General features: G+C 43.8%; 8 protein-coding genes. All 8 read left to right on the forward strand.

Annotated elements, in window-relative coordinates:
- Positions 1 to 97: 97 nt before the first annotated feature.
- On the forward strand, positions 98 to 541 hold the full coding sequence (locus AC787_RS24515; RefSeq protein WP_414731005.1) for an ABC transporter substrate-binding protein: 444 nt from the start codon (positions 98 to 100) through the stop codon (positions 539 to 541).
- 136 nt (positions 542 to 677) lie between these two features.
- Positions 678 to 1,508 carry an ROK family protein gene (locus AC787_RS24520; protein WP_054027591.1) on the forward strand — a complete coding sequence of 277 codons (831 nt, stop codon included), beginning with the start codon at positions 678 to 680 and terminating at the stop codon, positions 1,506 to 1,508.
- 359 nt (positions 1,509 to 1,867) lie between these two features.
- Positions 1,868 to 3,646 carry a sensor histidine kinase gene (locus tag AC787_RS24525; RefSeq protein ID WP_054027592.1) on the forward strand — a complete coding sequence of 593 codons (1,779 nt, stop codon included), beginning with the start codon at positions 1,868 to 1,870 and terminating at the stop codon, positions 3,644 to 3,646.
- Between the two features lie 135 nt (positions 3,647 to 3,781).
- The gene (locus tag AC787_RS24530; RefSeq protein WP_152970741.1) at positions 3,782 to 5,071 is read left to right on the forward strand and encodes an ABC transporter substrate-binding protein; all 1,290 of its coding nucleotides are present in this window, start codon (positions 3,782 to 3,784) and stop codon (positions 5,069 to 5,071) included.
- Positions 5,072 to 5,132: 61 nt separating this feature from the next.
- Positions 5,133 to 6,767: a response regulator gene (locus tag AC787_RS24535; RefSeq protein WP_054027594.1), complete on the forward strand. Its 1,635-nt coding sequence runs from the start codon at positions 5,133 to 5,135 to the stop codon at positions 6,765 to 6,767.
- 92 nt (positions 6,768 to 6,859) lie between these two features.
- Positions 6,860 to 6,985, forward strand: coding sequence for a hypothetical protein (locus AC787_RS35115; protein ID WP_268760205.1), 126 nt, complete (start codon positions 6,860 to 6,862; stop codon positions 6,983 to 6,985).
- Between the two features lie 205 nt (positions 6,986 to 7,190).
- Positions 7,191 to 12,143: a discoidin domain-containing protein gene (locus AC787_RS24540; RefSeq protein WP_054027595.1), complete on the forward strand. Its 4,953-nt coding sequence runs from the start codon at positions 7,191 to 7,193 to the stop codon at positions 12,141 to 12,143.
- A gap of 481 nt (positions 12,144 to 12,624) precedes the next feature.
- The coding region (locus AC787_RS24545) for a sugar-binding domain-containing protein (protein WP_414730996.1) at positions 12,625 to 13,295 on the forward strand (671 nt) is incomplete at its 3' end.

Raw genomic sequence — 13,295 nt, forward strand, 5'->3', positions numbered from 1 at the left:
GTCGAATTGATCAAACTGCAACCTGTCTTTGCAGATGGGTTTAAACCGATCATACGAGGTATAATTCCGTACGCGATAGTTAAAAATCTGACGGTAAATTAATGACTATTGTAGAAAATCCACCTCCAACCGTGTTGGATTACTTACTGTTCGAAACTCGAAAGGATTAGCGACGGCGGATCCATCCCTTTTTAATACTTCTTTGTATAATCCGGAGAAAGCTATGCAACTGTTGAAGGAAGCAGGATATGCTAACGGGTTAACGATTACTTTGTTAGCAACTATTGTAGTTTATACGAAGGATAAAGAAGTTGCTGAGATGATCCAAGCTATGCTGGGTAAAGTTGGCATTAAAGTGAACTTAGAGCTTATGGAACGTTCGAAGTTTAGTGAAATGCGTAATGCTGGAAGGAATAAAGAGTTGTTTCTTCTGTCTTATGGTAACTCCTTATTCGATGCCGATAACGCACTTGACTTCTATCGTTCAGAGAAAGCCAAAACGGAACTTGATTATAGAAGCAAAGAGGTAGACGATTGTTGAAATCGATCAGCTTCCTGTCAGGGCTGCACTGATAGCGGGGCTACTTCGCAACCTATGATCTATACATGAAACATGCAAGAGCCGAGAGTGACTGGTGAACTAGTCTATTAGCTTAAGAAAGGAGGGCGGAGGCTGTATGAACATAGCGCTCGACTTTGGGGTGACGAACATCAAAATCGGTTTGGTCCACAATGGGACAGTTATCTCAAGAACGAGAATACCAGCCTTGTCGCAAGGTGGGCTGTTAGGGCGTCTATCGGGCGTAATAGGATCCATCTACAAATTACTTTCCGATAACCAGTTTTCCCTTTCCGAATGTATGGGGATCGGGATAGCAATGTCGGGAGTGGTAGATGCAGCAAGCCGTACCAAATTATCGATCAACGATAAATATTCGGATGCTGTAGGGTTTCCTATTCAAGAGTGGTTTGAAGGAGCATTGGCATTGCCTTGTATTCTAGAAAATGACGCCCGCGCCGCGCTGATCGTTGAAGCCTCCTTTGGCGTGGCGAATGGTGAAACGGATGCCGTCCTGATGACTTTCGGAACCAGTATCGGTACGGCAGCCATGATGAACGGTCAAATTTTGCGCGGCCGCCAGCTTCAAACCGGTATATTGGGGGGCTATTTTGGGACCGACCTAGAAGCGGTCAAGAAAAGTGATGGAGCAGGCATCGATACATTTAAAAGCTTATTTCCGCATTGGAACACCGGCATTGTGAATCTTATCCATGCTTACGAACCGGAAATCGTCATATTAAGCGGAGAGTTTATGAAATCTCAGGCAGACATTGTACCATTGATCCAGGAACAAGTTCTTAAGTGTGCGTGGACGCCTTGGGGAAATGTCCGGTTTGTCGTTGCGGAGGATCCAGATACTTCGGTACTGCTAGGAGTTTCAAAATTGCTTGAAATGGAGCAAGAGAAACAAGCAGAAACCGTTACACAAAATAAAGGGATAGTGTAAAAACAAATGTCAATATCAAACGTTGCCAGCACCTGCCCTGCATCACTATTGCCGTCGTGGTACACGTTAAACAGTCGAGAAAGACTGTTTCGCACGTTGCATCGAAGATTGGCGTTTTCAAAGGTTTCGGGAAATTTTTTGTCATTTTTTAGTGAAATCTGAATTTATAGTGAGTGATTTATATAAAATTTAGAGATTTCTAAACTTTTTGTAGTTCATTCTGTAAGGACGAAGATGTAGGATAGAGATACATCGGCCTTTATATAGAAATAGGGTTTGTGGAATCTGGCGGGGGCCGTCTGATTGCATCGTGCACCTAGCTTTGCTTTAAGAATTTGAATAGGACGAGGTTTAAGCAGATGAGCATTTTGAGAAAACCATGGAAAATCTCGACAATCCTTAATCTTCTTCTTATTGTCATGGTGGTCGGACCTTTGACAACGTTATCCACTATCATTCTAGATGTGTATAAGCATGATTTGTTAGCGCAAACCTCTAATCGAACCTTGCAAACTTTACATTCTATCACCAACACAGCTGAACAGGAAATTAAGAAAGTGATGTATATCACGGCCAACATTAGCTCGGATCAAGAAATTTTGAATAACGCTACACAGATGCGGCAAGCAGATAGCGCCAATAGTCAAATACACATTGATTTTTTGAATTCAGCATTGAATCGGTATAATGCTTCGATCAATAACTACATCCTTTCGGTAAGCTTCTTTTTCAAGAAAGGAGAGGTCTTCTCTTATAATCGAAACTTGATAGATGAACCACATGCAATCCATCAAACGGAGTGGTATGCAAAGACGCTTTCAGGCTCTAATAAGGTTCAATTTATTGGCTTGCAAAAAAATGTATTATTCGATAGCGGGAAGCCTTATGTCATTACCGCAGCTGTTTCACCCGAGTTCATACCAGGACTACAAACCGTCGAGTTGATCTACTGTGCTTTCAATCGCAGCTCATTTGAAAACTTATTACGAGGAACCAGCAATCATACCGCTGATTCTGATTTTCTAATCGTAGATAACAATAGACAAGTCATTGCTTCAAGCTATGGATTATCCCATATCGACCGTGTGGATGAGTCTTTATTTGAGAAAGTGAACAACGATCTGGAAGGGGATTTTATTTCCGAAGTAGACAATAAGAAGGTGCTGGTCACTTATGCAACCGTTCGGAATACAGGGTGGAAGGTGATTCACCAAATTCCTTACAGCCAGCTTACGCAAACCTACGATCAAATTTTCAGAGCGGTTATCATTTTCACGATTGTCTGTACCTGTGTGTTTTTGATGATCTCATTTTTTATGGTACGCAGTCTGACGAAGCCTATTTATCTGATGGTCAGTAAAATGACAAGAGTTGTGGGAGGGAACTTGAATACCAGGATTGCCGCATTGGGGAGCGCCGAGATGGTGATGCTTGGAAATACTTTTAACTATATGCTGGATCATATTCATCTATTAATTTTGCGAAATAAGGAAGAAGAAAGAGCCAAACGAATCGCAGAATTCGACGCGCTGCAGTCACAGATTAATCCTCATTTTCTAATTAATACACTAAATGTAATCAAGCTTATTGCGCTTGTTAATAAGGTAGACAATATACGTAATATTACCGTCGCGTTAATGAAGCTGGTTTCTTCTTCTTTTAATCGGGGGAGTACCCTTAATCAGCTCTCGGAGGAAATTGAGAATTTAAAGCATTATCTTTACATTATGGAAAACAGGTTTGGAAAGAAAATATGTGTCGTGTGGAATGTAGCGGAAGAAACGTCTTCTCTTTACATACTGAAGCTGCTGCTGCAGCCAATCGTGGAAAACTGTATTGTGCATGGGTTGGATGAGAAGGATGTAGACGGACAGATCTGGGTGAATACATCCATTATCGAGGGGAGGTTGCAAATCGAAATCGCAGACAATGGAGTAGGAATGGAGAATGAACAACTCCAGAATTGGAATCAAGAGAACAAGTTCAGCGGCATGGGGATCTCCAATGTGAATCGTCGTATCCAATTGCAATATGGTATGCACTTTGGTTTAACGATACAACCGAATGAACCGGAAGGTACTAAATTTGTGATTCGTGTGCCACTCCTAACAACGAGATCACAGGATTATGATCTTTAAACCATGGGGTTTGAAAGGTGTAGAAAATATCATGTTTGTGTTAGATTCTATCATGTTTTTGCGTTTTCAATGATTGTATGCTGATAACAGGTTAAACACAACCTTGCAATTATCTAATGTGATGAGGGGCTTCAATTGAGTAAGAGAAAATGGTTGGCTTCACTAGGGTTAGTTTCGTTAGTCATTGCAAGCGTGATGTCGGGCTGCGGAACAAAAAAAACATCTACACCAGAACCAGCTCCGACAGCTAGACAGATTTTGCAAGAACCAGTCAAGCTAAAATTTGCCATGTGGGAAGCGCAAGGGGATATCGATTTCTGGACTGAGAAGGTCAAAGAGTATAAGCAGTTGAAACCGAATGTAGATGTTGAGGTACTCAAAGTACCGGATAATAAAGGGCAATATTTGAAGGTTAATCTTGCGGCAAATGATTTGCCGGATGTGTTCTATATGAAACCGGCTGCGTTACAAGTGTATAAACAAGATTTAGAGCCGTTGGATGATTTGCAAGTAACGAAGGACAATAAATTCATAACGAAAATTGACGGTAAAACGCTGGGCCTTCCTTTGATTTCTTTTTACGAAGTGGTCTATTACCACCCAAGTATTTTTAAAGAGCTAGGTTTGGAGATTCCTAAAACAATGCCTGAATTCATAGCTTTATGTGAAAAAATCAAGGCAGACGGGAAATACATTCCGCTTTCCCTTGGTATGAAAGATAGCTGGACATCTTATCCGTTCATGGAATTCGGACCGCATGTGCTGTCCGGAGACGAAAGCTTCTTGACGAATCTTCCGAATAACGAAGCGCCTTTCAAGGCTGACTCGTCCTTTGACAAGGCTGCAAAGTTTCTTCAGGAAATTTCAGCCAAAAAACTAGCAGGTCCGGATCCGTTGTCCATTTCTTTCGATCAGCAAACACAAGCATTTGAAGCTAAGAAAGCTGCAATGACTGCTCTCGGTCAATGGTACTATCACGGATATATGGATAAAGTGAAATCGGAAGATGATCTTGGTGCGTTTGTTATGCCTTGGAGAAGCAGTGAAAGCGAACCGCTAACATCGATGACGCTATCGGATATGCATGTTGGCATTAGTAAAAACTCGGAAAACCTTGAAGAAGCAAAAGCATTCTTGCAATGGATTTTCAGTCAGCCGGTTTATGGAGCTTATATTAATAATAGTAAGCAAATATCTACCATGAGCACCGTAGAAAGCGATAATTCTTTCTTTGCAAAAGAAGCAGAGAAGTCACCTTTCGAACTGTTTGTGTATAATGCGAGCGATGAAATGTATAACAAGGTTAAAGCTGCCGCTCAATATGACCCTACAATTGTAGCTCAAGAAATATTTTCCGGTAAGTCTATAGACAAGATAGAAGCTAATTTGAACAATAAATGGAAAAAGGCCATCGAATCCAGCTAATATGGCGCGATTAAAGGGTAATTAGACTAGGTTGAAATCTTCCATTGGAGATGAAGGATGCTTGTATAAAGTTATGATTGTAGACGATGAGCCTCTTGTGCGACTGGCTATGCACCAAATGATTTTATGGGAAGAACTGGATATGGAGATTGCAGCTGAAGCTAATGATGGAGCGGAAGCTTTGGCTATATTGCAAGAGCGTAAGGATATCGATATTTTGATCGTTGATATTCAGATGCCTAAAATGAAGGGAATTGAACTGTTACGTTCGATTCAAACCATAGATTCAATGAAAAAGCCAATTCCAATTATCCTAAGCGCATACAGTGATTATAGGTATGTTCGTGAAGCCTTTTTACTTGGAGCCTTTGATTATATTGTAAAGGTAGATATGGACGAGGAGAACTTTCTGCCTGTTCTGCAAAAAGCCGTGCAAAAGTTAAAAAAGCTTGGTGCCTCGCATGATTTGCAAAATCAAGCGAAAGAAAAAGGAGGTCCAGACAGAGATATCGCCCGGCTTCTCACTTTAGATATCCAATCTAATGTTAAGGAGTATTCCGGAATCGTTTATGAAGTGTGCAATTGGCTAGGTGAGATCAATCAAGTAGCCGTTGCGGTGTCGATTTCAAGCTCTGCTGAGATGATTTCGAAGAAGGCGATAAAGCAGACGATTAAAACAGAGATGGACTCAGCGTTATTGAAGCATATCATTTATTGTGAGGAAGCGAATGAAATTCTCATCCTGTTAACGGTTCCGCAGCTCCGAAGTGAAACAGCGATTCGTGAACGCATTCACATTACGCTCACCTTGATCAAAACAAGACTTGAGCATTATATGAATGTCCGTGTAGCAATAGGAATTAGTGAAACCGTTGATGGAAGAATGCATTGGCAAAAGCTAATGAATCAGGCGCGAAGCCTCGTTTCTTTGTGTTTTTTTGAAGGCTATGACAGGTTCTTTTATCCAGAGAGCGAAAAAAAATTATTCCAGGAAACTAGCGTTAGTCTGTGGATTATGCTAAAAGCTAAAGGGATTGAAATTGTACGTTTGCTTGAGCAGGAGAATGAACCGTTGTGGGAGCCTGAATTTGACCAATATGCGAATCTGTTGAAAAAAAAAGCAAGATTTGAAGTTCATGAAACCAGGCTGATCCTAACCGATTTCCTCTGGGAGCTGGGCTCATTACTGTACACTCAAGAGGTTCGATGGGGGAGAGTGTTTGACCAAAGTCATCCCTTTGAACAGTTGAAAGAATTTTATACTCTTGACGATACCTTACAATGGATCAAGCAGGTTTGTTCGGATATTTACCGTTTTATTCATGAGCAAAGCCAAAAAGCAAATACGCCCTATCATATAGTTGAGAAGGCGATAGAATTCATTCATCAGCATTATTGTGAAGAATTGAGTCTAGGTATGGTTAGCAAATGGGTTGGGGTAAGCGAAAATTATTTAAGCAGGATATTTATGAAGTTTGTCGGAGAGAGCTTCATTCAATATGTAACGAATTTGCGTATCGAAGAGTCTAAACGGTTATTAAAAAAGGGCTATAAAATCAACGAACTGTCTGAAAAGATCGGTTATATGAGTTCGGAGCACTTCAGCCGAGTATTTAAGAAGGCCACGGGTGTAAGCCCGAAGGTGTATAGGGAAAGTATCGGTTTAGGTGCAGAAATGAAAACAAATCAAAGATAGTCTCCAGATGGAAGTTCCTAACAGAAAAGGCCAACCAGCGATTGCTGGCTGGCCTTTTTTTAGTCAAGAATTGTATGTCTTAGGGGATTTGGTTGATCGTATATGTAAGCATGGACGGAACAAACTTCACGAAAGTGTCGGATGGAACATGGGCTAACGACAATACGGAGAAGAAATCGGAGTTCCCTGCTAGATTGAGAGAATTGGATAGAAAATGAGGGGTAAATTACAAAATAGATCATTCATTTAGACCTGAATTCCTTATAGAATCATTTTGGAAGCGCTTAAAAATTCGAAGACATGATTGTGCCATCATGTCCGACCAAAATTGAACAAGATTCAGTGTATACCGAGCAGCTACCAACAAAGCGGGATCAAATTTCAAGTAGTTCAGAACTGCATCATGACTTAGGAGTGGGTAAAGTGTTTAGAAAAGTAATCACGTTAGCAAGTATAATTTGTATGTTATTTGGCTCTATGTCGCTAACTTCCAATGTACTGGTTGAATCGGCTCATGCTGCTGATCTAGTAACGAATGTGAGTTCAAAGGGTGAAAGAAAACAAAGTTTCGATTCCGACTGGAAATTTAATCTTGGTAATGATGCTAATGCGCATGCCGTCGATTTCACTGATTCATCGTGGAGAACATTGGACGTTCCTCATGATTGGAGTATTGAATTTGATTTTAATAAAGATTCCGCTGCCGGCAGGGACGCAGCGTTTTTGGATGGCGGAACCGGGTGGTACCGGAAATCATTCACGATGCCGGAAGAAGCGGCTGGAAAAAAAGTAACCATTACATTCGACGGCGTCTTTATGGACAGTACGGTGTATATAAACGGTCAAGTTCTTGGAAATCGCCCGAATGGATACATTTCGTTCGAATACGATTTGACCCCTTACTTAAAATTCGATGGGGAGAAGAACGTTATTGCCGTCAAAGTCGTCAACCAACAGCCGAGCAGCCGTTGGTACTCGGGCAGCGGGATTTACCGTCATGTTTGGCTTTCGATGATGGATCAGGTTCATGTCGGGCAATGGGGCACATCTGTCACAACCCCGCAGGTTAGCGATGCTTCGGCAGATGTAAACGTGAAAACGACGGTCATGAACGATACCTCTGAAAGCAAGCAGGTAACATTAACGACTACGATACGGGATGATCAAGGTGATCAGAAGGCCGTACTTGCATCTGAAGCAGCAATCGCCGCCAACGGGCATAACGAATTTGATCAGGCACTAACGGTCGACAATCCGAAGATATGGTCCGTCGATGCACCTGATCTTTATACGGCAGATACGGAAGTGAAAGTAGACGGGGTCATCGTCGACACGTATCAAACGTCTTTTGGGGTCAGAACGTTCAGGTTTGATGCGAACGAAGGATTTTTCCTGAACGGGAAGCATCTGAAATTACAGGGCGTTTCCATGCATCACGATTTGGGAGCGTTAGGGGCTGCCGTTAATACCAGGGCAATGGAAAGACAGCTGGAGATATTGAAAGACATGGGCGTAAACGCGGTTCGAACCACCCATAATCCGGCGGCTCCCGAACTGCTCGATTTGTACGATCGGATGGGATTCATCGTCTTTGAAGAAGCATTCGACGTCTGGAAAGAATCGAAGAAGCAGTACGATTATGCTCGTTTCTTTGATAAGTGGGCTGAAACCGACATCAAGGATATGGTACGTCGTGACCGGAATCATCCTTCTCTTGTCGCATGGAGCCTTGGCAACGAGATCTGGGATACTAAAAATAGAACAGACGCTGTTACAACTGTGCGAAACCTAAAGAAATGGATTAAAGAATTCGATACGACAAGACCGATTACGATGGGCATTGCGCTGATGTTTGACGAGAAAACGGAACAATTTGCGAACGAGTTAGATATTGTCGGCTACAATTACACGGAATATCTTTACGATGAGCATCACAAGGAACATCCTGAATGGAAGATTTATGGAAGTGAAACGGCCTCAGCGGTCAGATCGCGCGGAGTCTATCATCTGCCGATTGATACGAATGTACTGACACATCCGGATCTTCAAACTTCTTCTTACGATAATAGTTGGGTCGGGTGGGGACTCAGCGCGAAAGAATCGTACAAGCTGGATGCTGATCGCGATTTTGTAGCAGGTCAATTTATTTGGACCGGCTTTGACTATCTCGGCGAACCGACTCCGTATTACGACGATGGGCCTGCAAAGAGTTCGTACTTTGGAATCGTGGATACGGCGGGATTCCCGAAAGATATCTATTATTTCTATCAAAGCCGCTGGACAAGCAAGCCGATGGTGCATGTGCTGCCTCACTGGAATTGGAAAGCGGGCGACACCATGCCGGTAATTGCTTATAGCAACGCGGACAGCGTAGAACTGTTCTTGAACGATCAATCTCTCGGCGAGAAAACATTTGCCGCTGGAGATCTGCAATTGCAATGGAATGTTCCGTTTACACCGGGTACCTTGAAGGCCGTTGCCAAGAAAGATGGCGTCGTTGTCGCAACCGATGAAGTGAAGACAGCGGACGAGCCTGCTAAGGTGGTGCTGAAGCCGGATCGAGCGGTCATCAAGGCAGATGGCAAAGACCTTGTCTTTATTGAAGCCGATGTTGTAGATGCAAATGGMACACTGGTTCCTAAYGCGGACAAYTTGATYAAYTTTARCGTRACTGGCGGAACCATCGTYGGYGTGGACAAYGGMAATKCCATMAGCTKGGAACGCTATAAAGCATCAAGYCGYAAAGCGTTTAGCGGCAAGGCGTTRGTCATCGTTCAGCCGTTCAAAACCGCCGGAGAAATTGTAGTCAMTGCGACGGGRTACTCCTTGACACCGGATAGCGYTAAAGTATTTGCAGTGGACGAAATCGATCCACTCAGTACGGAYATTATTGGCATTCAACCGRTAACTGTTGAATCCAAACCAGGCATTGCTCCAAAGCTGCCTTCGAGCGTAACCGTGATCCAGAAAAAYGGGACACAAAGACAGGTTCAAGTAGCTTGGAAATCGATTGATCCGGCACAATACGCGAAGACAGGSACCTTTACAGTCAGCGGCACGGTACAAGACACGTCCATCGAGGCGTCTGCCACCGTATCGATCATAGGCATTACAAAGGTTGTAGGCTCTGTAAATGTCAAAACGGGTGTTGGTATAGCGCCTGWACTTCCAAGCAAGGTTGACGCGGAATACACGGACGGATCACTTCGCTTGACCAAAGTAACCTGGGATGCGATTGATCCATCGAAGTATGCGTCTGAAGGAGAGTTTACGGTATTAGGACGTATAGAAGGGACAGACCTGACCGCGGTTGCGTCTGTTAAGGTGASGCCRGCTGYTCAWRKRAATRTCTCTTTGAATAMGGGAGGAGAGTATCCGAARGCAAGYGCRTCGTATACCMATYYTTCTGATCCTGWGAGMGCTTTGAACGATGGTATTATTTCCTATACGGCTTCACCGAAAAACCGGTGGACTAACTGGGTTCCTGAGTCTAGAGCGTCAGATTGGGTACAAATCGATTTTGGCCAAATCAAGACGATCAATCAAGTCAATATGTATGTATACACCGATGCAGGTGCGGCTCCTCCGACATCCATGAATGTACAGGTTTGGGATGGGGAGAAATGGGTCGACGTGACCAATGGAACGAATGTACCGGCAACACCTGTAGAAAAGAAGAATACGATCACTTTTGACCCTGTTCCTACATCGAAAGTGAGAGTGAACATGAATAGCGCCCCTGGCATGTGTTTGGGGATTACGGAAATGGAAGTCATGGGCGTAAGCATTGCATTGGGGAATGACGCAACGTTGAGCGGAATTGAAATTAATGGACAGCCTCTTGCCGGATTCCAAGCTGACGTGCCTACCTATGAGATGCAATGGTCTTCCGCAGTGCTTCCGTCCGTCAAAGCTACATCGTCCGATGTCTTCACCCAGGTTGAGGTCACTAACCCGAGTGAAATTCCGGGCAAGGCCACAATCGTCGTGACTTCGGAGGATGGTGCCAAAACGCAAACTTACACGATTCATTTTATTGTGCAGGATACGACATCGCCTGTGATGACCGCCGTCATACCTCAGTCGCAGATGACGGCATCGGCAACAAGTGAGGAATTGACGAGTGCGAATAACAGAGCTTCCATGGTGCTCGATGGAAATTCAAAAACCATATGGCATACGAAGTGGAATTTGTCTGATAAGCTGCCGCAATCGATCACATTGAATCTTGGCGGTTCGTACGACGTGAATAAAATCAAGGTTCTCCCTAGACAAGCACAAGGCGAGGCAACGAACGGTATGATTACAGCCTACAATGTCTATGTGAGTACGGATGGCGTCGAGTTTACCAAAGTCGCCGACGGAACCTGGGCTAATGACACCAAGGAGAAAACAGCGGCGTTCCCGGTAACGAAAGCGTCCTTCATCAAACTGGAAGCAACCGAAGGGATAAGCGGCTGGGCATCTGCAGCTGAAATGAATGTTTATCGCATTATCGAGGTGCCCGTAACCGGCGTGCAGCTGGATAAACCGCAAGTCTCGCTAAAAGAAGGGCAAACTGCAGAATTGGTTGCAGCAGTGCTTCCTGAGAACGCAACGAATAAGAATGTAATATGGTCGAGCAGTGACGAAACCGTCGCCAAAGTGGAGGTCAAGGACGGCAAAACAGTGGTAACCGCCTTGAAAGCGGGAGTGGCGGACATTACGGTCACCACTGTAAACGGCAATTTTACAGCGGTAAGCAAAATTACGGTACAGAAAGACGATGTCACGCCAAACGCTTTAACGACGTTAACCGCAGCAAGCACCGTTCAAACCGGCGAGGAATTCACGGTACAGATGGGTCTGAGCAGCGTCACGCAAAGCGTATACGCAAATGATATTAAGATGGACTACGATTCGAACGTATTTGAATTCGTCTCGGCCCGATCCGTGAAAGACGGGGTTCTGCTTGTAGAAACGGAGAAGGACAAGCTTGGCAAACTTCGGTTTATTCTCGCAAGCGAAGGGGACGGCAAGGCTGTGACAGGCGATGCCGAGATTCTTGAGCTGAAGTTTAAAGCCAAAGCTRTTTCGCAGCCGGMGACRGGAACGATTGCTGTAACCGACGCAACGCTGAGCGATGCGCAGGGAGTGGAAGTGAAGGCGCAAGCTTCTACGGTCAACGTGAGCATTGCAACGCTGCCTCCGGTAGTTCCAGGCGATATCAACCACGACAATAAAATAAGCATCGGTGATCTTGGCATCGTTGCAGCAAATTACGGTAAAACAACTTCCAGCGAGGATTGGGAGAAAGTCAAACAAGCAGACGTAAACGGCGATGGCAAAATCGATATTGTCGATCTTGCGTTCGTGGCCAGAAAAATAATGGAGTAAATCATTCAGGAACGAATGGCGATGCTAGGTGCATGGTGCGATGATTGTTGCATCGTGCACCTTGCTTTGCTTTGGGAATTTTGAATGGGACATGTTAGCAGTCTGGAACAACGTAAAAGTGTTCTGGACTGCTGTTTTTTATTTTATTTATTTCAATCCCGCTTTTAATCACTTAATCACGACTACTCATTTCAGCTCTGCTGGCGTGCTCTTGCGGAGTCTGTAAAACTCATATCATCTACTGGATAAAAAATGAGGGATGAATTGTAGAATATATCATTCTTTTAGAGCTGAATCCCTTTTATAATCGGTTTGAAAGCGCTTAAATGTTTTTTTATTCCAAATTCAAAGAAGCTGCCGATAAAGGAGGATGAAATATATGTTTCGTACATAAACGGAGGCGGAGGTAAGATCAAGCGTTCCGGGAGACATGAATGAGATGGTAAGTTAAGAACTTCATTATGACTTAGGAGTGGGTAGAGTGATTAGAAAAGTATTAACGATAGCAACTGTATGTTCCTTGTTAATTGGACCTTTTGCGGTAACTCCCGATAGACTGGTTGAATCGGCTCATGCTGCAGATCTAATAACAAATGTGAATTTAAACGATAATGAAAGAAAACAAAGCTTCGATTCCGACTGGAAATTTAATCTGGGTAATGTGGCTGGTGCGCAAGCCTCCGATTTTGATGATTCATCCTGGAGAACATTGGACGTTCCTCATGATTGGAGTATTGAACTGGATTTTAATAGAGAATCAGCTGCTGGCGGGAACGCAGCGTTCTTGGATGGCGGAACCGGATGGTACCGGAAATCATTCACGATGCCGGAAGAAGCGGCTGATAAAAAAGTAACCATAACTTTCGACGGCGTCTATATGGACAGTACGGTGTATATAAACGGACAAGTTCTTGGCAATCGCCCGAATGGATACATTTCGTTCGAATACGATTTGACCCCTTACTTGAAATTTAACGGGGAAGAGAACGTCATTGCTGTCAAAGCCGTCAACAAGCAACCGAGCAGCCGTTGGTACTCGGGCAGCGGGATTTACCGGCATGTTTGGCTTTCGATGATGGATCAGGTTCATGTCGGGCAATGGGGCACATCTGTCACAACCCCGCAGGTTAGCGATGCTTCGGCAGATGTAAA

This window comes from Bacillus sp. FJAT-28004, from assembly GCF_001280845.1.
GTDB lineage: Bacteria > Bacillota > Bacilli > Paenibacillales > Paenibacillaceae > Pristimantibacillus.

What these genes read in the sequence shown, in the direction of transcription:
- AC787_RS24520 (WP_054027591.1), top strand. Translation starts at nt 678, where the DNA reads ATGAACATAGCGCTCGACTTTGGGGTGACGAACATCAAAATCGGTTTG.
- AC787_RS24525 (WP_054027592.1), top strand. Translation starts at nt 1,868, where the DNA reads ATGAGCATTTTGAGAAAACCATGGAAAATCTCGACAATCCTTAATCTT.